This window comes from Microbacterium sp. 71-23, from assembly GCF_001897265.1.
GTDB lineage: Bacteria > Actinomycetota > Actinomycetes > Actinomycetales > Microbacteriaceae > Microbacterium > Microbacterium ginsengisoli.
In genome coordinates this window covers 73,683-94,959 of sequence record NZ_MKSL01000018.1, presented here as the reverse complement: position 1 = coordinate 94,959, position 21,277 = coordinate 73,683, and the positions used below count along the sequence as shown (strand labels likewise).

The 21,277-nt window shown below is 69.6% G+C and carries 21 protein-coding genes; 11 read left to right on the top strand and 10 right to left on the bottom strand.

Annotation, left to right across the window (positions count from 1 at the left end; genetic code table 11):
* Window positions 1–73: 73 nt before the first annotated feature.
* Window positions 74–1,216 (top strand): hypothetical protein, encoded by a 1,143-nt coding sequence (locus BGO15_RS09745; RefSeq protein WP_156454716.1) that lies wholly within the window; start codon window positions 74–76, stop codon window positions 1,214–1,216.
* A 703-nt stretch (window positions 1,217–1,919) separates the two neighbouring features.
* Here BGO15_RS09745 and BGO15_RS09740 read toward each other — a convergent pair.
* The 3 genes from BGO15_RS09740 to BGO15_RS09730 all read right to left on the bottom strand — a co-directional run bounded on the left by BGO15_RS09740 (window position 1,920) and on the right by BGO15_RS09730 (window position 6,592).
* Window positions 1,920–3,104 carry a Fic family protein gene (locus BGO15_RS09740; protein ID WP_082486263.1) on the bottom strand — a complete coding sequence of 395 codons (1,185 nt, stop codon included), beginning with the start codon at window positions 3,102–3,104 and terminating at the stop codon, window positions 1,920–1,922.
* Between the two features lie 645 nt (window positions 3,105–3,749).
* Window positions 3,750–5,723, bottom strand: a complete 1,974-nt coding sequence (locus tag BGO15_RS09735) for a hypothetical protein (RefSeq protein ID WP_156454715.1) — start codon at window positions 5,721–5,723, stop codon at window positions 3,750–3,752.
* Window positions 5,724–5,968: 245 nt separating this feature from the next.
* On the bottom strand, window positions 5,969–6,592 hold the full coding sequence (locus tag BGO15_RS09730; protein WP_056208182.1) for a TetR/AcrR family transcriptional regulator: 624 nt from the start codon (window positions 6,590–6,592) through the stop codon (window positions 5,969–5,971).
* Between the two features lie 97 nt (window positions 6,593–6,689).
* Between BGO15_RS09730 and BGO15_RS09725 the strand changes: the two genes are divergently transcribed.
* From BGO15_RS09725 to BGO15_RS09715, 3 genes are all read left to right on the top strand, one after another.
* Window positions 6,690–7,439, top strand: coding sequence for an SDR family oxidoreductase (locus tag BGO15_RS09725; protein WP_056208183.1), 750 nt, complete (start codon window positions 6,690–6,692; stop codon window positions 7,437–7,439).
* Window positions 7,440–7,451: 12 nt separating this feature from the next.
* The gene (locus BGO15_RS09720; RefSeq protein WP_056208186.1) at window positions 7,452–8,366 is read left to right on the top strand and encodes an NADP-dependent oxidoreductase; all 915 of its coding nucleotides are present in this window, start codon (window positions 7,452–7,454) and stop codon (window positions 8,364–8,366) included.
* Between the two features lie 524 nt (window positions 8,367–8,890).
* Entirely contained in the window at window positions 8,891–9,112 is a 222-nt protein-coding gene (locus BGO15_RS09715; protein ID WP_156454714.1) for a hypothetical protein, read from the top strand.
* Here BGO15_RS09715 and BGO15_RS09710 read toward each other — a convergent pair.
* Entirely contained in the window at window positions 9,078–9,443 is a 366-nt protein-coding gene (locus BGO15_RS09710) for a DoxX family protein (protein ID WP_056208195.1), read from the bottom strand. The genes BGO15_RS09715 and BGO15_RS09710 overlap by 35 nt on opposite strands.
* Before the next feature lie 103 nt (window positions 9,444–9,546).
* Entirely contained in the window at window positions 9,547–10,200 is a 654-nt protein-coding gene (locus BGO15_RS09705; RefSeq protein ID WP_156454713.1) for a hypothetical protein, read from the bottom strand.
* 163 nt (window positions 10,201–10,363) lie between these two features.
* Here BGO15_RS09705 and BGO15_RS09700 point away from each other — a divergent pair, with 163 nt between their 5' ends.
* Window positions 10,364–11,305 (top strand): DUF4190 domain-containing protein, encoded by a 942-nt coding sequence (locus BGO15_RS09700; RefSeq protein ID WP_056208201.1) that lies wholly within the window; start codon window positions 10,364–10,366, stop codon window positions 11,303–11,305.
* A gap of 30 nt (window positions 11,306–11,335) precedes the next feature.
* Here the strand turns inward: BGO15_RS09700 and BGO15_RS09695 are convergent, their stop codons facing one another.
* Complete coding sequence (locus BGO15_RS09695) at window positions 11,336–11,818, bottom strand: PaaI family thioesterase (RefSeq protein WP_048809104.1); 483 nt, start codon at window positions 11,816–11,818, stop codon at window positions 11,336–11,338.
* A gap of 127 nt (window positions 11,819–11,945) precedes the next feature.
* Here BGO15_RS09695 and BGO15_RS09690 point away from each other — a divergent pair, with 127 nt between their 5' ends.
* Window positions 11,946–13,673, top strand: coding sequence for an acyl-CoA dehydrogenase family protein (locus BGO15_RS09690; protein WP_056208205.1), 1,728 nt, complete (start codon window positions 11,946–11,948; stop codon window positions 13,671–13,673).
* Between the two features lie 21 nt (window positions 13,674–13,694).
* Here BGO15_RS09690 and coaBC read toward each other — a convergent pair whose 3' ends face one another.
* Window positions 13,695–14,903 carry a bifunctional phosphopantothenoylcysteine decarboxylase/phosphopantothenate--cysteine ligase CoaBC gene (gene coaBC / locus BGO15_RS09685; RefSeq protein WP_056518765.1) on the bottom strand — a complete coding sequence of 403 codons (1,209 nt, stop codon included), beginning with the start codon at window positions 14,901–14,903 and terminating at the stop codon, window positions 13,695–13,697.
* A gap of 53 nt (window positions 14,904–14,956) precedes the next feature.
* On the opposite strand from coaBC, the gene BGO15_RS09680 reads away from it, so the two are divergent.
* Together BGO15_RS09680 and BGO15_RS09675 are read left to right on the top strand one after the other, a co-directional pair.
* Entirely contained in the window at window positions 14,957–15,679 is a 723-nt protein-coding gene (locus BGO15_RS09680) for an NRDE family protein (RefSeq protein WP_056208208.1), read from the top strand.
* Between the two features lie 12 nt (window positions 15,680–15,691).
* Window positions 15,692–16,078 (top strand): DUF1304 domain-containing protein, encoded by a 387-nt coding sequence (locus BGO15_RS09675; protein WP_056208211.1) that lies wholly within the window; start codon window positions 15,692–15,694, stop codon window positions 16,076–16,078.
* Window positions 16,079–16,133: 55 nt separating this feature from the next.
* Here the strand turns inward: BGO15_RS09675 and BGO15_RS09670 are convergent, their stop codons facing one another.
* A complete protein-coding gene (locus tag BGO15_RS09670) occupies window positions 16,134–16,457 on the bottom strand; it encodes a DUF7882 family protein (protein WP_045247391.1) in 324 nt (107 codons plus the stop codon).
* Window positions 16,458–16,628: 171 nt separating this feature from the next.
* Between BGO15_RS09670 and BGO15_RS09665 the strand changes: the two genes are divergently transcribed.
* From BGO15_RS09665 to BGO15_RS09655, 3 genes are read left to right on the top strand one after another with little or no spacing between them, the layout of a single operon-like run.
* Entirely contained in the window at window positions 16,629–18,056 is a 1,428-nt protein-coding gene (locus BGO15_RS09665) for a ferredoxin reductase family protein (RefSeq protein WP_056208213.1), read from the top strand.
* Between the two features lie 50 nt (window positions 18,057–18,106).
* On the top strand, window positions 18,107–18,655 hold the full coding sequence (locus tag BGO15_RS09660) for an FMN-binding protein (protein ID WP_056208216.1): 549 nt from the start codon (window positions 18,107–18,109) through the stop codon (window positions 18,653–18,655).
* The gene (locus BGO15_RS09655) at window positions 18,655–19,470 is read left to right on the top strand and encodes an FAD:protein FMN transferase (protein WP_045247394.1); all 816 of its coding nucleotides are present in this window, start codon (window positions 18,655–18,657) and stop codon (window positions 19,468–19,470) included. Before BGO15_RS09660 ends, BGO15_RS09655 begins: the two co-directional genes overlap by 1 nt.
* A 28-nt stretch (window positions 19,471–19,498) precedes the next feature.
* On the opposite strand, the gene BGO15_RS09650 is transcribed toward BGO15_RS09655, so the two are convergent.
* The gene (locus BGO15_RS09650; protein WP_056208220.1) at window positions 19,499–20,509 is read right to left on the bottom strand and encodes a sensor histidine kinase; all 1,011 of its coding nucleotides are present in this window, start codon (window positions 20,507–20,509) and stop codon (window positions 19,499–19,501) included.
* Window positions 20,506–21,192: a response regulator transcription factor gene (locus tag BGO15_RS09645; RefSeq protein WP_045247396.1), complete on the bottom strand. Its 687-nt coding sequence runs from the start codon at window positions 21,190–21,192 to the stop codon at window positions 20,506–20,508. Before BGO15_RS09645 ends, BGO15_RS09650 begins: the two co-directional genes overlap by 4 nt.
* Window positions 21,193–21,277 lie beyond the last annotated feature (85 nt).

Genomic DNA, 21,277 nt, shown 5'->3' with positions numbered 1-21,277 from the left:
ATCAAATGGAAACCGACGACTCACAGAACGTCCGGACCGAATGAAGGGGGCGGCTCAGACGGTCTCTGCCATCGTGACGCTGTCGGACGACGAATCCCAAGCGCTCGCCGACTTCGTCGCGCGACACGAGTGGGGTAAGGCAGCAGTGAAGGTAGGCCCGGTGGTGTGGCGCGCGACCGGTTCACCGGGGTCGCTGTCGATGCACGAGGCGTTGGAGAACCTTCCCGACGGGAGCCTTGTGCTCGTCGTCGTGGGCATCATCGGTTCGGGTCGTGCCCTGCTGAGCGTCAACCGCGACCTCCGAACCCTTCCCGACACGGTCAGCACTGCCTACCTCGTCGGGGCGGCGCACCCCGAGTCCGACAATGCCATGGAGATCTTCAAGAATTCCCTCGGCCTGCGCAGCAACGATTCGTCGAGCGCGTTCCAGATCGGCTGGACGCTCCCGCGCGACCCGCGAGGTCCGGGCTCCCGCAACTCGTGGAGAGCCGAATTCGCCGCGCTCGAGCAGATCGACTCGTGGCTCGGCCGCTACGGTTACCGCCAGGAACGCCGGGCCGTGCGCGCGCGGACGGCTGCCCTTCGCGCGCTGGGTGAGGACCAGCTGTTTGCTGCGCCCGATTTCGACGAGGCGAACCGTCGCGGCGTCCAGCGCATCAACCCGAAGTTCGCGCTCTGGCCGTTCGAGTGGTCGACGCACGAGAGGACTCTGAAGGACGGTGCCGCTCCCTCTCAGGCGGAGGTGTACGCGACGGTCGCGCACCTGCTCTACGAATCGCGGCGATCCAATCCGAGCCTGACCGCGCATGCGCACGGCGTTCGGCGTCACGGGTTCGCGATCAACCCGGCGATCTTCGACCGGCTCAACGACCCGCAACTGCAGTCGGCGATCCTCCGCGCCGCGGAACCCGGCGAGCTGGACTATCACGCCGACGACGACGCCAGCCGTGCCGCGGCCGAGGTGCTGAAGCACGTGCTCGACAACGTCGGGCTGCAGGGCGGGCAGGCGGCGTACGAATTCTTGCTGTCGATCGCCCGCGGCCTGCAGGACCGACGCGGATCCGGGTTGCAGATCCGCGGCGACCTGCTGCTCGAGGCGATCGGCCTGGCGCGCGCGGATGCCGGAGGCCTCGCGTCCTTCCCGCCGCTGTGTCGCGCGCTGCTGTACTTCATCACCGATACGCGGCCCGATGTGGCGATCGCGGCGGGCCGGTAGGTATCGGGGGCGGCGCGCCGCTCAGTCGGGCAGCACTCAGAACGGCCCGTGCAGGCCGACGCTGCGGAAGTGCTCGGCCGCCTTGCGCGGCTCACCGACGGGACGAGCCAGGTATCGACGCAGTCCTCCGAGCGGTCATCCGCGAGCAACTCGGCTTGGCAAGCAAGAACGGCGCGTGCGGGAAGGTCGCGGATCTCTGGTCTGACCTCCGTGACGACGTCGACGCCTTCTTGCGTGATGGGGCATTCTCCGTCGAGCGCGAGGAGGGTCAGCTCGCTGCCTCGCAACGCGGTCGTCCACGGCTAGGCAGGGGTGAACGATTACGTTGTATGGGTTGCCGCGACGGCCCGTGTACCCGAGTTGCGAGACGTGATCGACGGACTCCTCAACGATGAATCGCGCGTGCCATGACGCCGGGCTTGCGCATAGTCGCGGGTAAAACCGTGGGAAAGACCGCAGACAGTCCACGGCTGGCGACGTGTGTCGTTGAAAGGTCGCGACCCGCGAAAAGACTGGCCACGATGGCCAATGTGAGGCGCTGAAACCAGATCGCATAAGGGTTCAAATCCCACCGTCACCGCCATCCGAAACCCCCGCAGATTCATTGAAAAAACTGGGATCGCGGGGGTTTCTATGTGTCCGGGACTACGGCGGTTTCAGCTCGTTAGTCCGATCCATCGCACCGGCCGCCGCACGACCATGGTCACGCTGCGCTGGGCGCGGAGATGATCTCGACGACCTCGGGAGCCCGGAAGGCCATAACCCCGGGAACATGACGTTGTTCGAGGATCCCGATTTCGACCAGCTTTTTGACGGCATTGCTCACGGCCTGATATGTCAGGCCTGTAGCGTCTCGCAAGTTCGGAATGTTGACGTACGGTTGCCCGATCAGGACGTCGGAGATGTCCCGGACGGCTCCGCGCGCACCCGCGGCTCGGAGGCGCTCGTGGTAGCTTGTCTGCAGCTCAAGGAGTCGGCGTATGCGCTCAGCGGAATCGTTGGCAGACGCTTCCAGTCCTTCCGCGAAGAACGAGATCCAGCTGTCCCATGAGCCTGTGGCGCTCACGCTGGCCAGCAAGTCCTGATACTCATCGCGCCTAGCCTCGAACCACGGCGAAACGCTGAGTAGCCCTTCGGACAGCACCCCCAGCCCGACAAGTTGCAGCACGATGAGAAGGCGGCCGATACGACCATTCCCATCGTTGAACGGGTGCAGCGTCTCGAACTGGTAGTGGGCCATAGCTGTGGCGACGATCGGATCGACGTCCTCGGGTGGTGACTGCATCCACGCCATGAGGTCCCGCACTCCCGCCTCCAACTGTGGTCCCCCGGGCATCGGGATGAAGCGCGCGTCAGTGACACGTCCGCTGCGGCTACCGATCACCACCTGAATGCGACGTATCCGTCCGGACTCCGCCGTATCTGCATTCGTGCCACGCACCAGCGTCTGGTGGATGTCACAGAGGAGTCCTGCTGTGATGGGGCGGCGCTGGTGCACCCAGCTGAACCCGTTCTCGGCGGCTGCCACATAATTGAGCACCTCCTTGAGGGCAGCGGACCTCTCACTCCCTTGAATCACGTCTGCCGCAAGGACGTCTTCGAGCGGTGCGTAGGTACCTTCGAGGGCCGAGGTGCTCTGTGCTTCACGGCGAAGCGTAGGCTGCCGAAGAAGGCCGGGATTGATGACGAGTAGAGATCCTTGTTGCAGTCGGCCCAGCGCGCGGTTGGCGCGCGAGACTCTGTTCCAGGTTGGCGTGACGAGGTCTGGTGACGTCGTCAACGGGTAGGCAGCGAACGCGACATGCTCGTATCGCTCGCCACGTCCGTCGGTGCCGGAGATCGGAACCAGCGCGCCTACGGGGCTTGTGGAGAACCGCTCTCGTTGCATGCAGTGACCTTCAACTTGGCTTGACTACGACGGTGCTTCGTTCAAGTAAACAGAGAAATAGTGGAACTCACAACGCTGTAATTAAAGTGAACGGCAACGCAGGAGGAAACGGCGACGTCGATATGGGTGGCCGGAGCGAGGGATCATGTGGTGCCGCTGAGTGGACTGCGCACGGAAGGATTCCAGTTGGAGTCGCCGACCGGCGATGGTACGAGGAGACATCTCGATGCAACCCCGACGTGGGCCAAAGGACAATCCACAGCGCGACCAGTGGGTGAGGGCGACGAGCAACGCGCACTGATGACGGCAAGCCACTACTCGTATCCGTCACCTGGTCGTGTCCCACGCTCATGTTGCGTCGTGCGGTGGCGTGCGTAGCTGTCCGCCCGAGCCGGACGTAGTCATTCATGAATCCCATACGCGCATCCATCCATGCGTGTCATGGGCGCGCCACCAGGCAGCCGGGATTCCCAGCGCGCCCAGGCTCGGGATCTGTCAGCTGCTGGCTGCGCCTCCGCGACCGACGTCGACCAGGCGGGGCCGACTGCGGCCACGAGGCCGCTGCGAGCGTACTCGGGTTCGTGATGGACGACGCTCGCAACACCTCGCCACGGCAGCATTTCGCGGAGCGTGCCGGTCGTTCCCCTATGCGCCAAACGACGACGCTTCGATTGCGCGCGCGATCGCCCGGAGTCGCTTCGCGGCGATGCTGGGAGATGAGGGCAGCGTGTACCTTCCGCCCGGCTCGTTCTGCACTGCCGCGACTTCGGGCAACGCGAGAAACCTGAGCACGTGGGACACCTCGTCGTCCGTTGTGACACTGCCGGCGCGACTCATGACCCGTCTGATGTCGCGGGCAGCGATCGGTTCCGGGTTGTCTTGGCTCGCTTCGGCCGCGAGTTCGCGTAGGACGCCGGTTATCAGCGAGAGCTGCTCCATGGCTTGGGAATGTCGAGCTTCGACATCGTCGCGTCCATCGACCGTCAGAAGTTCTGCGACGTCGCGAGCGGAGAACGGATGTGTCTCGTGTGCTCGCAGCAGCCCGGCCAGGTCGGCAACAGATAAGAGGACCACTCCGTTCGGCTTAGCCCAGTCTGAAAGCCTTCCGCTTCCATCGAAACGCGGGGCGATCACTGCCATGAGTGTCGCTCCGTGTTTTGCCGCATGCTCTTTCAACGCGGCGAAATTCACGGATCCCTCGTTGAGCTGCCCTGAGGCCGACTTCGCATCGACGATGGCGCGCGCGACAAGCGTCAAGCCAGATTTCACAGTCACGATGACGTCCGTACGACCGGGCCCGCCGAGGTGTTTCGACTCCACGCCGAGTGCCACGAACGCTTCTGCACAGGCCTTCTCGAATCGGTCGGGGTTCGCGGAGTCACGAGACGCCGTTTCCAGCTCGGCGATGAGCTGCTCTACTCGGGGAGCGTCCAGCGCCACCGGAACACTCGTGTCCTCATCTCCGGTGGTGACCATCGTGACTTCCGCGATCGGGAGTTCTCGAATCAGCGCTCGACCGAGGCCGGTAAGGACATATCGGGCGTAGCCGATAGCAGCGACAGCGCCTGCGCCGCTCAGGTAGCGCAGGATCCCGGCTGTGCGGCCTTGGCGTGGCGCATCCGATGAGGCTGCGAACTGTCGTGAATGAATCTCTCCAACCGAGCGCGGCTGGTCGTCGAGCTGCACCAGGAGCTCCCCGATCCCGAGAAAACGAACGTGGAGCAGGCGAACCAGGTTGAGAGGCGAGGCGCTCTCAATCCACTCTCGGCCCAACGGGGTCGTACGGATTTCATACTTTCCGACGAACTCGTAGATGCCGAGCGCCCCGGCCGCGTCGACGAAGCTCTTGGCGGAGCTCGCGCTGATCTCGTATTCGGCCGACACGACACTCACGGCCTCTTCCTTGGTCGTGCCCGCGGACGCGAGCCGCGCAAGCGCGGTGAGAGCGCCAACTGGATCTTTCGTGAGATAAGACCAGGACAGCGATCGCTTCTCCGAACGCGCTCTTTCGAGCGCAGTGGCGAGTGCTGGCGGCGCGGGTGGAAGGGTCACGTCAGCGTGGGCCTCGGACAACACCGCGCGAAGCCCCTCGGGTGTCTGAAGCTCGATTCCCGCAAGGGCAGAGTGCCCGTCGGCGGTGATGCGATGGAATCGATCCGGCCCGTCTTCGACGAGACCCATCGAGTGCAGCCATGCAAGCCGTCGCCGAATCTGATCGAGAGAGGTCCACGACATGAGAAATTCCGTCGTCGCGTGAGCATGAAGGTCCTCGACTCGTGCGGGCGCCTCATTGATTCGAGCCAACATCTCTCCGAAGTAGGCGACGCGAGCGTGCATGATGCGGAACAGGTCGTCGCGGTTCGGGTCTTGGAGCCATTGCCGGCCGAGATCGGTCAGTTGGATGCCGTGATCGCCTCGCGCAGTGAGCTCGAGTGGTGCGATCTGCTTCTGAATGCGCTCGGCAGACTCCGGGTCGCCCACCGGACCTGACGGAGCCTCGCCCGCGAATGCGCGCATCACCTCGCGCAGCGTGGACAGCTGGGCATCCGCTCCCCCCGGCAGCGAGGGCGCGGTGCTGGCCAAGTCGGACCACGGCAAGCGTGGGATGTGCTGAGTCATGTGCATACCCTAGCGACGAGCGTAGGAAGACTTACAAGGCTATTTCCGGAATTGATCTCAATGCTCGCCAAAACGTATAAACACGAGTCGATCGTTATGGCCGCCATTGATGCATGTACTCCCATATATCATAGGCGGACGATGTCCAGCGCTAATGGTGCTCAGTACCGATCTCGTCACCGCCACTTTCACCAGATCAGTCACCGCGTTCTTGCCGGCCCTATCCGTGTTATCGGGCCGGAGGCTCACACGGCGCTCGCGGGCGTCGCGAGTGCGTCGACCGCGAGCAGTGCCAGGTCGGCCGACGCGCGCAGCTGCCGTCTCGAGACGCCCGCGGTGGCGTGCACGGCATGCCCCTCCGTGACGACCATGAGGTAGCGGGCGAGAGCCGCGGCATCCGTCCCTGCGACGAAGTCGCCTTCAGCGACCGCGCGAGCGAGGCGCTCGGCCAGTCGTCGCTCGCCCGCCAGGCGGCTCCGCCCGAGGAAGGCGGGCACGGTCTCGTTGCCATCGGCGCTGGCGAGTCCGCCCTGGATGGTGAGGCATCCCGCGGGCCGATCGGAGCGCGTCACGGCATCGATGTTGTCGAGAAGTAGGGCACGCGCGACGGCGGGGCCGGTCGGCTGGTCGAGCGCGCGCTCGGCGTAGGTCATGTCGGTCTGCGCATAGCGGGCGATGACCCGTTGGAAGAGCTCTTCCTTGCTGCCGAACGCCCCGTACAGGCTCGGCCGGTTGATACCCATGGCGGCGGTGAGATCGGTCAGGGATGCCCCGTCGTACCCGTGCACCCAGAACACCCGTGCGGCGGCGTCGAGTGCAGCATCGGGGTCGAAGGCGCGCGGTCGTCCGCGTTCTCTCGTCTCAGCCATGCCTGAATCATACCGTGCGGTACAAAAATTTGACATGCGATCCCCGCGCGCCTATCTTGCCTTTAGTACCGATCGGTACATAAAGAAGGAGAGGGACATGGAAGAGCTCGCGGGAAAGACCGCACTGGTCACCGGAGGGACGGCGGGCATCGGTCTCGCGGCCGTGCGTGCGTTCGTGGCGGAGGGAGCGCACGTGGTCGTGACCGGCCGTCGGGAGGCTGGCCTTGCCGCCGTGGCCGCGGAGTTCGGAGATGCGGTGACGACGGTCGCGGCCGACGTCGCCTCGCTCGATGACCTCGACCGCGTCGCCGAGGCGATCGCCGCGCGGGGCGCCGGCCTCGACGTGGTGTTCGCCAACGCGGGCGGCGGCGAGTTCGCGGCCCTCGAGGACATCACGTGGGAGCACGTCACCCAGACGTTCGGGGCGAACGTCGGCGGCGTCGTCTTCACCGTGCAGAAGGTGCTGCCGCTGCTGAACGCGGGAGCGTCGATCGTGCTGACCGGATCGAACATCGATGTGAAGGGCAGCCCGTCGTTCAGCATCTACGCCGCCTCCAAGGCGGCCGTGCGCTCGCTCGCACGCAGCTGGGCCGCAGAGCTCGTCGGCCGCGGCATCCGGGTCAACAGCGTCGCTCCGGGCCCGATCGAGACCCCCGGACTCGCCGGACTCGCGACCGATCCGGCGCAGTCCGACGCCCTGCTCTCTGGACTCGCCGCCGGGGTGCCGATGCAGCGCCTCGGCCGCCCGGAGGAGATCGCGCAGGCCGTACTGTTCTTGGCGAGTGCACGCAGCGCCTACATGACCGGCGCGGAACTGTACGTCGACGGCGGCGCGAGCCAGATCTGAGAGGGGCGAGCAATGTCGCATGCGATGGTGATGACCGCCTTCGGGGAGCCGGAGGTGCTGCAGTGGCGCCAGATGGCAGCGCCCGTGCCCGCGCCCGGCGAGGTGCTGCTGCGCGTGAGGGCGGCAGGCATCGGCCCGACCGACCTGCAGATCCGTCGCGGTCGTCTCGCCGCCGTCTTCCCGCAGGGCCCCGGGTCGGTGCTGGGGTTCGAAGCGGCAGGAGTCGTCGAGTCGGTCGGAGCGGGCGTCGCCGATGTCGCCGTCGGCGATGAGGTGGTCGCGCACCTGCCGCAGCAAGGCGGGTATGGCGAGCTCGTCGCCGCGCCGGTGTGGTTCCCGAAGCCCGCTTCGCTGTCGTGGGCGGATGCCGCGGCCCTGCCCGCGTCCGCGGAGGCCGCCGTCGGCACACTGCGCGAGGTCGGGGCTGAGGCGGGGGAGACTCTCGTGGTGCTCGGTGCGGCCGGATCGGTCGGGGCGCTCATCGTGCAGCTCGCGAGCGCGCGCGGAGTGCGCGTGATCGGTGCGGCGTCGGAGAGGGACGCCGACACCGTCGCCGCCTACGGCGGGGAGCCGGTCGTCTACGGCGATGGGGTCTTCGAGCGGATCGCCGTCACGGGTGTCCGCCGCATCGACGCGGTCATCGACGCGGCCGGCCGCGGCGGACTGGTCGAGGCCGTCGCCGCCACCGGCGACCCCTCGCGCGTGGTCACCCTCGTCGGGTCGGCGGAGGTCGCCCGCAGCAGCGCACGCCTGTCGCACCCGTCGCCCGATCGGGCACCCGATGCGCTCGCGATCACGGTGCCGCTGCTCGCCGCTGGAACGCTTCGCCTGAAGCCGCACCGCGAGTTCGCGCTCACCGACGCGGCCCGCGCGCACGCGCTGCTCGAGTCGGGAGACGTGCGGGAGAAGGTCGTGCTGCGGGCCTGATCGTTGCCGATGCGGCGGATCAGACCGGGGCGCCGACCTGACGGTCAGTCGGCCCGGTCGGGGCGGTGCGATAGGCCTCACGCCAGCGCTGCGCGCGCCGCTGCGGGCGGCGCGCGCATACGTCGCTATTGCGATGCAGACGGCAGGAGCTCCGATCTGCACCGGCTCCTGCCAGACGGCGGAGGGGGCGATGCTCAGGCCGATCGCGAGCATGAGCAACGCAACGAGTATGCCGTCACCCGCGGCCGCCCACAGATCCTGCTCCTGCAGTGTCCACATCGCCCACCATTCGCGCGCAGCTCTGGCCACGTCGACCCCCGTCTCCGTGCGCTCACGGTAGCGGGAGGATGCGGCATCCGTCTGTCGCCCGTGCGGGGGACGCGGTGGTGCGGGGAGCCCGCCGTGCCGGCCGGGCTCCCCGCGAGACGCGGGTCAGTGCGAGGAACGGCGGCACGCTGATCTCGGACTGAGCGCGCCGCTCGCGCGCTCTCGCTATGCTCACGGCAACGTCGTGAGGGGGAACGATGATGACGGATGACTCGTCCGGGCGCCGCCGGATCCGCATCGGCTGGATCGCATCGCTCGTGTTCGCGCTCATGTGGGTGGCGCTCGGAACCTGGAGTCTCACGACCGGCGGTGTGCTGATCGGGGGCGCGCAACTGGCGCTCGGGGCGATCTGGCTGGTGCTGGCGGTGATCCGCGGGGGCGCGCTCAGCCGAGGGCGAGCACCCCGAGCGCCGCACTGACCAGCGACAGCACCAGCGCCACGGCGGCGGGCGCCGGATTCTCGCCCCGGCGCACATGCACGACGGTCGCGCCGACCATGAGAACAGCGAGCGCTGCGGCGGCGACGGCCGCGATGAAGGGCAGGATGCCGGTGGCCAGCGGTGCGATCAATCCGACCGCGCCGACCACTTCGGCGACGCCGATGAGCACCACCTGGCCACGGGTGAACGACTCGACCCATGCGAGTCCGACCGTTCTCAGCTGATCCGGCGTGCGGATGATCTTCAGACCGCCGGTCGCGAGGAAGGCGAGCGCGAGCACCACGTTGACGATCCAGAGGGCGATGAGCACGCGGCATCCTTTCGTCGAGCGGGTGCGACGCCGCGTTCGGTGTCGTCACGCGGGTTTCGTCGCTGTCGCGAGAGTATCGCGCCGCAGATCGCCGCGCGCGGGATTACGAGCAGGTCTGCTTCGGCGTGACGGATCCGGGGCACAGGCGCAGGGTCACGGTCGAGTTCGTCTTGGTGCCGTCGGTGTGCAACAGCGTGAACGTGAACGGCTCGGAGGACCGTGAGCAGTCGTAGACGAAGCCCGTCGCGGTGCCCTGCGTCTGCGTCGCCAGCGACCACTCCTGGAAGGGTGCGGCGCTCGCATCGGTGGTGTTCACGCCGAACCAGAGCGTCGTGCCGGTCGCTTTCCACGCTGCCGTGAGCGGGAGGTTGGGCGTGCTCGAGCAGTCTCCGCCGCCGCTCTCGACGCCTACGGCCGCGTGACTGATCGACCCCGTCGACGGCGCGGTCGTCGTGGTGCCCGTTCCGCCTCCTCCGGACGATCCTGAAGTGCTCGATGTGTGCGCCGGTGTCGGGGTGGCCGAGGCGGGCGGCGACGAAGGCGCCGACGGTGTCGGAGTCGGCGTCGACACGGATGTCGCGGCGGCGCCCGCGACCTGCGCACCGCCCATGAGTAGCACGGTGACGAGCACCGATGCGGTGGCGATGAGCAGCGCGGCCAGCACGGCGATGATCGCGATCAGTCCTCGGCGCGATCGTTGTGGCGGCGCAGGCGGAGTCGGCGGGAGCGGTGCGGTGGGGCCTGCCGGATCCGACATGTGCGGAACGCCCTTCGACGCGAGGCGGGAGTTGTGGCCGCCAGTCTAGGGATCGGTCGAGGCGCGCGACAGGGGGAATCGAGCATTGCGCCGGAAGGTTCGAGCATCCAGCCGACGCAGAGGTACGGCATAGTGAGCTCTCAGGTTCTGTCATACTCGCGGCATGACCTCCGTGCCGCCGCCCGAGAGCCCCACTCCTCCGAACGACGGCGAGGAGGCGCCTCCGACGGGAGCACCGGCTGCGGACCCGCCCGCTCCGGTCACCTCGCCCGCGTCCGACGCCGGTGAGAGCGGCGTCGCTCCTTCCATCGAAGCGCCGGACGCGACGTCCCCGGCAGGACCCTCGCTGCCGCCTCCGCCGGCCTATCCCGCGCCGCCCCGGGCGTCGTCCGGCCCCCGCGCCGGCGGCCTCGCGATCGCGGCGCTCGTGGTCGGCATCGCGGCGTTCGTCCTCGGGCTGGCTCCCGGGCTCGGCATCCTGATCGGCGGGACTGCGGTCGTGCTGGGAATCGTGGCGCTCGTGAAGGGCGCCCGGAAGGGCTTCCCGGTCACGGGCATCATCCTCGGCGCTCTCGGCGTGCTGGCCTCGATCGCAACGACGATCGCCCTGATCGTCGGGCTGTCCCTGCTGCCGACGATCGTCGAGAGGTCGGCCTCGGCGAGCCCGCAGACTCTCCCCTCAGCCACCCCGCGGGACGAGGCATCCGTCGTACCCGGCGCGGGCGCGGTGCCGACCGGATTCGACGACGTCGACGCGGCCGTCCTCGCCGACATCGTCGCAGACCCCGACGGTCACGTCGGCGAGAAGGTCGTGGTCTACGGGTTCGTCAGCCAGTTCGACGAGGCGACCGGGCCGTGCCTCGCGCTTCTCGGCGTCGGCGCAGCGCAGTCGACGTCGAGCTGGGACTACCCGCACGACGTCATCGGCGGCGGCGGTGACGGCATCACGTGCCCGACGCTCGAGGGTGTCCTCGAAGGCGACCATCTGAAGCTGTGGGTGACGGTCGCCGGCAGCTACACCTATGGTGCGGTCTCGGGTGAGGACGTCAGCGCTCCCGCGTTCGACATCGCGCACGTCGAGCTGCTCGAGCCGCTCACGTCCTGAACGAGCGGATGCCGCGGCATCCGCTCTGCCTCACAGCACCAGCAGCGAGCTGGTGGCGGTGGCGAGCACGGTGCCGGCGGCGTCGGTGATCGCGCCCTCGGTGAAGATGACGCGTCGGCCGGGCTTCACGACCCGTCCCGTCGCGAGCAGTGGACCTGTCGCCAGGGTGATCGGGCGCAGGTACGACACGGTGATGTCGATCGACGTGTAGCCCTGGCCTGCGTCGAGGGTGGTGTGGCCGGCGCAGCCGCACACGGTGTCGAGCAGCGTGCACGCGAGCCCGCCGTGCACGGTGCCGATCGGGTTGTAGTGCTCGCCGCCCGGCTCGCACACGAACACCACGCGTCCGGGCTCGACCTCGGTCAGGCGGAAGTTCATCGTCTGCGCGATCGGCGGCGGGGGCAGGTGTCCGTCACGCAGGGCCAGCATCGCGTCGAGTCCGCTCATTGCGGCGACGCCGTCGCGCACGGCGATCGGGTCCGTCCACGTGAGGGTGCGGGTGTGCTCGGTCATGCTGCTCCTCTGCATCGAGGTGGTCGGGTCACACCCTACTCGTGAAACTCAGTCTCACGTACTATGGTTCTCGATGTCACTCGCGACTCCGCGTCGCGCGCGCCGCCCGCCCAACGAGGGGAACCCCATGGCCGCCCAGTCCTCGCCGTACACCCCGCCCGTCGCCGAGTACGGATTCCTCTATCGCGAGGTGTTCGGCGGCGACGTCGTCGCCCGCGCGACGGGTGGCGCCCTCAGCGCCGACGACGCCGTCGACGTGCTCGAGGCCGCCGGCGACTTCGCCGCCGAGGTCATCGCCCCCCTCAACGCCATCGGCGACGCCGAAGGCACCGTCGTCGTCGACGGCGACGCCCGCACCGCCCCCGGTTTCAAGGAGGCCTACGCCGCGCTGGTGGAGGCCGGGTGGGTCGCCGCCGAGGCGCCCGAGTCGGCCGGCGGCGAGGGCCTCCCCGCCGTCGTGCAGGCCGCGCTCGGGGAGATCTGGAACGCCGCCAACCCGGCGCTCGCCCTGTGCTGGATGCTCACCCACGGTCAGATCCACGCGCTCGACGCCTATGCGGGCGACGAGGTGCGCGAGACCTACCTGTCCCGGCTCGTCGAGGGGAGCTGGACCGGCACCATGAACCTCACCGAACCGCAGGCCGGCACCGACCTCGGCGCGATCCGCACGACCGCAACCCCGAACGGCGACGGCAGCTGGTCGATCACCGGCCAGAAGATCTTCATCACCTGGGGAGACCACGACGTCGCCGAGAACATCGTGCACCTCGTGCTCGCCCGCACCCCTGACGCTCCCGCGGGCGCCAAGGGCCTCTCCCTGTTCGTCGCCCCGAAGTTCCTCGTCGAGCCCGACGGGTCGCTCGGCGCACGCAATGCCGTGACGACCGTGTCGGTCGAGCACAAGCTCGGCATCCACGGCAGCCCGACCTGCGTGCTCGCCTACGACGGCGCGACCGGCTACCTGGTCGGCGAGATCGGCGGCGGACTCGCCGGCATGTTCGTCATGATGAACTCCGCCCGCCTCGGCATGGGGCACCAGGGCATCGGCCTTGCAGAGCGCGCCTACCAGCAGGCCTCCGCCTACGCCACAGCCCGTCTGCAGGGGCCCGTGCCCGGTCGCCCCGACGGCACCGCCATCGCCGAGCACCCCGACGTGCGTCGACTGCTGCTGTCGATGTCGAGCAGCATCAGCGCGATGCGAGCGCTCGCCGTCTACGTCGGCGACCTGTTCGACCGCGCGGACGACGCCGACAACCGTCAGCTCGCCGAGTACTTCGTGCCCATCCTCAAGGGGTGGGCGAGCGAGGAGGCCGTGCGCATCGCCTCCGACGGCATCCAGGTGCATGGCGGCATGGGCTTCATCGAGGAGACCGGCGCGGCCCAGCACTACCGCGACGCCCGCATCATCCCGATCTACGAGGGCACCACCGCGATCCAGTCCAACGACCTCGTCGGGCGCAAGACGGTGCGCAACCAGGGCGAGACCGCGCGCCGCATGTTCGACCTCGCGCGCGCCGCGGTCGCGACGCTGGCGGGCTCCGACGAGCCGGTCGCGCGCCGCACGGCCGAGCGCCTCGAGCGCGCCGTCGCCGCCGCCGACCGTGCGACCGCTGCCGTGGTCGGCTTCGGCGCCAGCCCCCGCGACGCCCACGCCGTGAGCGTCGACTACCTGTGGCTGCTCGCGCTCGTCGCCGGCGGGTGGATGCACGCGCTGATCGTCGCCGCGACCCTCGCACACGACGGACGCGACGCCGACGACGAACGCCGGCTCACCGAGGCCGACTTCTTCGGGGCGCACCAGCTCGCGCACGCGCACGCGCTCGCCGAGTCGGTGGCCGCCGGCGAGATCGGGTGAGGCGCGGCATCCTCCCCTGACTCAGTGCGCGGCGCGCACCGCGACGATCGCGTCCCACAGGGCGTCGGCCGTCTCGCGCTTCGAGCCGCTCGTGCGTCCGACGATGTCGCCCGCGGCGTCGACGAAGAAGAGACTGTTCTCGGATGCCTCGAACCCGGCCTCCCAGCCGACCTCGTTGACGGCGAGCAGGTCGACGCCCTTGCGCTCGCGCTTGCGGCGGGCGCGCTCGACGAGCGCGTCGCCGGTGGCGGTCTCGGCGGCGAATCCGACGACGGTCTGCCCGGCCCGCCGGTCACGGGCCAGTCCCGCCAGGATGTCGGGGTTCTGCACCAGCTCGAGCGTCAGCGTCTCGCCGGCGGCCTCCTTCGTGACCTTGCCGTCCGCGATCTGCGGCACCCGGTAGTCGGCGACGGCCGCCGCCATGACGACGACGTCGGCTGTCGCCGCGGCATCCGTCGTCGCGGTCAGCAGCTCTGCCGCGGTGCCGGCGTGCGACACGGCGATGCCGGGCACGGATGCCGCGGCCCCCACGCCCTCGTCGACGTGCGCGAGGATCAGGTGGACCTGCGCGCCGCGCGCCGCCGCCGCGAGCGCGACGGCGACACCCTGCTTCCCGCTGGAACGGTTGCCGATGAAGCGCACCGGGTCGATCGGCTCGCGGGTTCCGCCCGCGGTCACGGTGACCCGCAGACCCTCGAGGTCACGGGGGCGCACGGCGGCGAGCGCGATCCGAAGGATCTCATCGGGCTCGAGCATGCGTCCGGGTCCGGAGTCGCCCCCGGTCAGCTCGCCCTCGGCCGGACCGGCGATCACGACACCGCGGGAGCGCAGCGTCGCGACGTTCGCGACGGTCGACGGATGCCGCCACATCTCGGTGTGCATCGCGGGGGCGACCACCACGGGCGCCGTGGTGGCGAGCAGCGTCGTGCCGAGCAGATCGTCGGCGATACCCGCCGCCATGCGGGCCAGGGTGTTGGCGGTGGCCGGAGCGATCACGACCAGGTCGGCGGACTGCCCGAGCGCCACATGGCGCACCGTCGCGACGTCGTCGTGCACCGACGTCGTCACGGGGTGACGGCTGAGCGCCTCCCAGGTCGGAGCGCCGACGAAGCGCAGCCCATCCGCGGTAGGAATGACGTGCACCTCGTGGCCGTTCTTCACCAGCGTGCGCACCAGCGTCGCCGACTTGTACGCGGCGATCCCGCCGGTGACCCCTACGACGACGAACACGCCCCGATTCTCGCACGACCCGCGGGCACGGCAGCCCGCTGCAGGAGGACCCCATGTGCACCGTGATCGTTCGAGTGCCCGACGACCCGCGGCATCCGACCCGCGTGCTCGCCGTGCGCGACGAGGATCCCAAGCGCGAGTGGAACCCGCTCGGCGACTGGTGGCCCGAGGCGCATCCGGGGGTGATCGGCGTGCGCGACGTCCGCGCGGGGGGCGCGTGGCTCGCTGCCGCGCCTGACCGCGGACTGCTGGCCGTGCTGCTCAACCGGGCGGAGGGGCACGATCTTCCCGAGAGCGCCGTGGTCTCCCGCGGAGCCCTGCCGCTCGCCGCCGTCGAGGGCGAGGCCGTGCCCGCCGCCCCCCGGACGCGCGGGTTCAACCTGCTCACCGTGGGGGCCGCGGCATCCGTCGTCACCCGGTGGGACGGCACCGCTGTGCACGAGACCGTGCTCGGGCCGGGCACCCACATGGTCGCCCACGACGACGTCGACGACCCCGCCACCGGACGCATCGCCGCCTGGCTTCCCGCGTTCGCTGCCGCACCCCTCTCGGCGACCGGCGACCGCGCCTGGTGGGAGGACTGGTTCGACGTGCTCGCGGCGTCGACGGGCGACGGGGCTTCGAGCGACGCGGCGATCGTGCGGGACAACCGCTACCTGGGCATCCCGACCCAGTCGCTGCTCGTGTGCGTCGCCGAGGTGACCACCGACGCCGTCGACGTGCGCTACGCCGAACTTCCCGCGCCCGGCGTGTGGGCGCATGTGCACCCGGCCTGAGAGGATGCGCTCATGATCATCGCCGCCCTCGTGTTCGCCGCGCTCGCCGCGCTCGTGCACGTCTACATCTTCGTGCTCGAATCGCTGCGCTGGACCGAGCCGGCCACGCGCCGCATCTTCGGCCTGCGCAGCGCCGAGGAGGCCGAGCTCACCAGGTCGCTCGCGTTCAACCAGGGCTTCTACAACCTGTTCCTCGCCCTCGCGACCGCGATCGGCATCGTGCTCGTCGCGACCGGGTCGCTCACGATCGGCGCGACCCTCGTGCTCGTGGGCACCGGGTCGATGCTCGCCGCGGCCCTCGTGCTCGTGCTCTCGAGCCCGAAGCTCGCCCGCTCTGCCGCGATCCAGGGCACGTTCCCGCTCATCGCCGTCGTGCTGACGGCGCTCGCGCTGATCTGAGCGCGCCGCCGCCGGCTACTTCCGACGTCGGCCGGTCGTCAGCCGTTCAGCGTGATCAGCGCGACGCCACGTCGCCGGCGTGCAGGTGCTCGTCGACGAGCATGATGCCGCCCGAGGAGTTCGCCGAACTCGCCAGCTCCTCGATCCACTCCCGGCTCAGGAGAGCGGGCTCGGGGTCGAGGAACGTGAACCGCAGCGGGATCGACGGGTGCAGCCAGATGGTGCTGCGACCGACCGGCTCGCCCTCGGGGTGCCGCCACGACAGCGTGAAGCTCTCGCCGCGACGCAGCTTCGTCGCGATGACCACCTTGAGGTGTGCGAGGGCGCGGTCCTCGATGTGGATCGGCGTCTCAGAACCGCCGTAGTAGATCGTGCCCATGCGCCCACCATAATCCCCGCGCGCCGATCCCGCGCCTCTCGGATGCCCCGCGCGGTGCGGGAGCGGCCCGCACGGCGTCGTCGATCTGCTCCGGCTCTGCGCTTCCTATGCGTTGCCCGAGGAACCCGCATTCTTGGCGAATTCTTGCGCCCGCGCGGTCACCATCGAGCCATGACCACCTACGCCACCGAACGGTCCGTCCGCAGGCAGGACGCCGCCACCGACGCGCTGCTCGGCTCGCGACGGTCGCCGCGACTCGTCTGGAACCTCGCCGCCACCGCCATCGTGTGGGGGACGAGCCTCGTCATCCTCGCGCTGTGGATCCACGGTGGCGGCATCCAGGCGGTCATCGGCCTCGATGCGGAGACGTACTCCACGCTCGGCCGACTCACCGGACTCATCTCGGCCAACCTGCTCCTCTATCAGGTGCTCCTGATGGCGCGCGTGCCGATCTTCGAGCGCGGCTGGGGCCGCGACGGCCTCGTGCGGGCGCACCGCCTGACCGGCTTCTGGTCGTTCTGGCTGATGCTGGCCCACATCGCACTGCTGTGCATCGGCTACGCCGTCAACGCGCACGTGAATCCCCTCGTGCAGCTGTGGGACTTCGTGTGGAACTACCCCGGAATGATGCTCGCGACAGCGGGCACCGGGCTGCTCATCCTCGTCGTGGTCACCTCCATCCGGAAGGCGCGCAAGAAGCTGCGCTACGAGTCCTGGCACCTCATCCACCTGTACGCCTACCTCGGCGTGGGGCTGGCCATCCCGCACATGCTCTGGACCGGGTCGGACTTCATCGGGCAGCCGCTGGTGAGTGCCTACTGGTGGACCCTGTGGGCGATCGCCGCCGCCGCGGTGCTGATCTTCCGCCTCCTCGTCCCGTTGAGCCGCTCGATGCGGCACGACCTGCGGGTCGTCGCCGTCGAGGCTGACGGCTCCAACGGCGTCACCGTGCGCATGCGCGGCCGCGACATCCACAAGCTCGGCGCGCAGGCGGGCCAGTTCTTCAACTGGCGCTTCCTGGACGGCCCCGGCTGGACCCGCTCCCACCCCTTCTCGCTCTCGACCGCACCGCGCGGCGACGAGCTCACCGTGACGGCCCGCATCGTCGGCGACGGCACCTCCCGCATGACGCGGCTGCGCAAGGGCACGAAGGTCATGTTCGAGGGGCCGTACGGGGCGATGACCGGCGACGCGCGGCGCCGCTCGAAGATGCTCATGCTCGGTGCCGGTGCCGGAGTCGCGCCGCTGGTCGCGCTCCTCGAGTCGGAGCGCTACGCGCCCGGCGAGGCCATCCTCGTCACCCGCGACCACGACCCCGCGCACGGGCTGCGCCGGCCGCAGATCGCGCGCCTCGTCGCGAAGCGCGGCCTGCGCCACTACACGCTGGACGGGCACCGCTCGCACGGCGACTCCACCTGGATCCCGGCGACCCACGCGTCGTGGGCGGGAGAGGACCTGCTGCGCTACATCGCCCCCGACATCGAGGAGTACGACATCTTCCTGTGCGGGCCGGGCCACTGGATGGACAGCATCCGCGACGACCTGCTCGACACGGGCATCCTCCCCTCTCAGATCCACAGCGAGAACTTCTCGATCTGAGCGGATGCCGCGGCATCCTCTCGTCCCTCACCATCTACGGAGCGCACACCATGAAGAAGATCGTCTGGGCGATCCTCGTGACCGTCAGCGGCGTCGTGCTGCTGTTCAGCTACCGCACGTCCCTCGGGGCGGGAACGACCGTCGCATCCTCGACGACCGGGTTCTCGGGGAGCATCGGCGGCTCGACGGGAAGCGGCACGAGCTCGAGCACCACGAGCGGATCAGCCGCTGCTGCGACGCCGTCGGCGAGCGCGACGGCGTCCGCGTCGACCGGTAGCAGCTCGTCGTCCTCCTCGAGCGGGACGTCGACCTCGACCGGCCTCAAGAACGGCACCTTCACCGGGTCGGCCGCCTCGACGCGCTTCGGCGACGTGCAGGTCGCCATCACGGTGTCGGGCGGGAAGATCACCAACGTCGCCGTGCCGCAGTACCCGAACAACAACGGCCGTGACGTCGAGATCGCGAACTACTCGCTCCCGCAGCTGATCAGCGAGACCCTGTCTGCGCAGAGCGCGAACATCGACATGGTCTCGGGCGCGACCTACACGAGCGAGGGCTACCTGCAGTCGCTGCAGAGCGCGATCGACCAGGCGAAGTGATGAGCGCCGAGCTGCACCGCACCGTGCGCGTGGCCGATGTCATGGGCATGGTGATCAGCGTGCACGTGCTCACGCACGCCCCCACGGTCGCGGGCGTCGACGATGCGACGGCCGACGCGTTCGCCGAGCTGCGCGACATCGACCGCGTGTTCTCGACCTATCGGTCCGACTCGGATGTCTCCCGCCTCCGCCGCGGCGAGCTGACCCTCGCGGCGGCCGACCCACGGGTGGCGGAGGTCGCCCGCGCGTGCGAGGAGGCGGAGGCAGTCACCCGCGGACTGTTCAGCGCCCGCTTCGGCGGAGCGTTCGACCCGACGGGGTATGTCAAGGGCTGGGCGGTGGAGAGCGTCGCCCGGGGGCATCTCGGAGCACTGTTAGAGAACGCCGATGTCGCCGCCTGGGCCATCAACGCCGGCGGTGACATGCAGGTCGCGACGGCCGCGGGTCTCGATCGAGACTGGCGGGTCGGCATCGCCGACCCGGCGCGGCCCGGACAGCTGGCCGCCGTCGTCGAACTGCGCGACGGTGCCGTCGCGACGTCGGGCACGGCCGAGCGGGGGGCGCACATCCTCGATCCGCGCACGGGTCGCGCGGCGCTCGGCGCGACCAGCTCGACGGTGGTCGCCGACAGTCTCGCCGTCGCCGACGTCTGGGCGACGGTCGGCGTGGTCGCCGGCATCGACGACCTCGGCTGGATCCGCGAGTGCCCGGGACGCAGCGGCATGGTGATCGGCGCCGGAGGGCGCACCCGGCGCTGGGTGTCGGGGGTGGAGGTCGCCGCCGCGGCAGGCGATCCGTTTCGCGTGAGCGCGTAAGCGTACGCCCGGCGGGTCGCCGGACGCGTCAGCGCGCGAGCGGCAGGTCGATGAGGAACGTGGTGCCGGCGGCATCCGTCTGCTCGACGACCACAGACCCGCCGTGGCGCACGGCGACGTCGCGCACGAGGGAGAGCCCGAGGCCGAAGCCACGCCGGCGACCGGTCTCGCCCAGTCGCGCGAAGCGCTCGAAGATGCGCTCGCGGTCTTCGGGCCGGATACCTGACCCCTCGTCGGTCACCCGGATGTGCACCCGATCCCGCACGATGCGTGAGGAGACCGTGACGGTCGATCGTCCCGGAGTGTGCTGGATGGCGTTGTCGACGAGGGCGACGCACATGCGCGTGAGGCTGGTCGCCGGGAGGGCGACGGATGCCGCCTCGGCCACGTCGATCGCGAGCGTGACCTCGCGATCGTCGGCGAGCGGCCGCAGCGAGTCGAGTGTCGCGGCGATGACCTCGCCCACCTCCGCCCGCGCCGACGGATCGCGCGCGTCGGCCTCCGCGGCGACGAGCAGGTCGGTGAGCACGTCGTCCATCGCGGCGGCATTGCGCCGCAGGTCCGAGAGGGTGGAGTCGATCTCCTCCCCGCGGCGGTGACGTCGCTCGACCAGCTGGATACGGCTCGTGAGCGCGGTGAGGGGGGTGCGCAGCTCGTGGCTCGCATCCGAGACGAAGTGGCGCTGCAGCCGCATCGCCTCGGCGAGCGGACGGGTGGCGCGCCGCGCCGCGTACCAGGCGATGAGCCCGAGCACGGCGACGCCCACGAGCGACAGCGCGATGACGATCGGCACAGTGCGGTCGACGTCGACCACGATGTGGTCGTACGCGCGGATTCCGTCGGGAAGCGAGGGTGAGCCGGTCACGCCGGGGTCGGGGCTGACCACGTCGCCGCGCGTTTCGGGCCGTCCGGTCGCCAGAAGGAGCCACACGAGGATGCCCGCACCGCCGAGCAGCACGAGGGCGGAGGCGATGCCGACGGTCAGCCCGATGCGCCGCGCGGCACGCCGCAGGCGCTCGGAGTCGGTGTGGGGGCTCACCCGGGATCTCCGATCCGGTATCCCCGCGCGCGCACGGTCTCGATGATCTCGGGTGTCGCCTTGCGACGGATGTAGTGCACGTAGGTGTCGACCGAGCTCTCCGAGTCGCCCGAGGCGAAGACCGCGTCGGAGATCTCGGCACGGGAGAAGACATGGTCGGGGCTCTCGGCGAGCAGGCGCAGCAGGGCGGTCTCGGTCGCCGTGAGCGCGACGCGGCGTCCTTCGGGTGAGAAGAGCGCGAGCGCTGCCGGCGCGAACTGCCACTCGCCGACGTCGCGGCGCACGCCGTCGGTGCGGAACCCGCGCCGCAGCGCTCGCAGTCGGGCGAGCAGCTCGTCGTAGTCGAACGGCTTTACGAGGTAGTCGTTGGCGCCGACGTCGAGTCCCTCGACGCGGTCGTGCACCGACCCGAGCGCCGTCAGCAGCAGGATGGGCGTCGCGATGTGGGCCGTGCGCACCGCCTGCACGAGGGCGATGCCGTCCATCCCCGGCAGACGGCGGTCGACGACCATCGCCTCGTACCGCCGCGACAGCGCACGCTGCAGGGCGCTCTCACCGTCGGCGACGTGGTCGACCCGGTAGACCTCCGAGAGCACCTCGACCGTGATCTCCGCGATCTCGGGGTCGTCCTCGACGTAGAGCAGCGCGGGTCGCTCGGCGCCGTCGGCCTGGGGGGTGCTCACGCACCCAGCACACCATGCGGGCGCTGAGATGTCACCAAGACGAGCGGATGCCGCATCTCGCCGCCCCGCGACGGCGTGGCGTGAA

What these genes read in the sequence shown, in the direction of transcription:
- BGO15_RS09740 (WP_082486263.1), bottom strand. Translation starts at nt 3,104, where the DNA reads ATGCAACGAGAGCGGTTCTCCACAAGCCCCGTAGGCGCGCTGGTTCCG.
- BGO15_RS09735 (WP_156454715.1), bottom strand. Translation starts at nt 5,723, where the DNA reads ATGACTCAGCACATCCCACGCTTGCCGTGGTCCGACTTGGCCAGCACC.
- BGO15_RS09730 (WP_056208182.1), bottom strand. Translation starts at nt 6,592, where the DNA reads ATGGCTGAGACGAGAGAACGCGGACGACCGCGCGCCTTCGACCCCGAT.
- BGO15_RS09725 (WP_056208183.1), top strand. Translation starts at nt 6,690, where the DNA reads ATGGAAGAGCTCGCGGGAAAGACCGCACTGGTCACCGGAGGGACGGCG.
- BGO15_RS09720 (WP_056208186.1), top strand. Translation starts at nt 7,452, where the DNA reads ATGTCGCATGCGATGGTGATGACCGCCTTCGGGGAGCCGGAGGTGCTG.
- BGO15_RS09715 (WP_156454714.1), top strand. Translation starts at nt 8,891, where the DNA reads ATGATGACGGATGACTCGTCCGGGCGCCGCCGGATCCGCATCGGCTGG.
- BGO15_RS09705 (WP_156454713.1), bottom strand. Translation starts at nt 10,200, where the DNA reads ATGTCGGATCCGGCAGGCCCCACCGCACCGCTCCCGCCGACTCCGCCT.
- BGO15_RS09700 (WP_056208201.1), top strand. Translation starts at nt 10,364, where the DNA reads ATGACCTCCGTGCCGCCGCCCGAGAGCCCCACTCCTCCGAACGACGGC.
- BGO15_RS09695 (WP_048809104.1), bottom strand. Translation starts at nt 11,818, where the DNA reads ATGACCGAGCACACCCGCACCCTCACGTGGACGGACCCGATCGCCGTG.
- BGO15_RS09690 (WP_056208205.1), top strand. Translation starts at nt 11,946, where the DNA reads ATGGCCGCCCAGTCCTCGCCGTACACCCCGCCCGTCGCCGAGTACGGA.
- BGO15_RS09680 (WP_056208208.1), top strand. Translation starts at nt 14,957, where the DNA reads ATGTGCACCGTGATCGTTCGAGTGCCCGACGACCCGCGGCATCCGACC.
- BGO15_RS09675 (WP_056208211.1), top strand. Translation starts at nt 15,692, where the DNA reads ATGATCATCGCCGCCCTCGTGTTCGCCGCGCTCGCCGCGCTCGTGCAC.
- BGO15_RS09670 (WP_045247391.1), bottom strand. Translation starts at nt 16,457, where the DNA reads ATGGGCACGATCTACTACGGCGGTTCTGAGACGCCGATCCACATCGAG.
- BGO15_RS09665 (WP_056208213.1), top strand. Translation starts at nt 16,629, where the DNA reads ATGACCACCTACGCCACCGAACGGTCCGTCCGCAGGCAGGACGCCGCC.
- BGO15_RS09660 (WP_056208216.1), top strand. Translation starts at nt 18,107, where the DNA reads ATGAAGAAGATCGTCTGGGCGATCCTCGTGACCGTCAGCGGCGTCGTG.
- BGO15_RS09655 (WP_045247394.1), top strand. Translation starts at nt 18,655, where the DNA reads ATGAGCGCCGAGCTGCACCGCACCGTGCGCGTGGCCGATGTCATGGGC.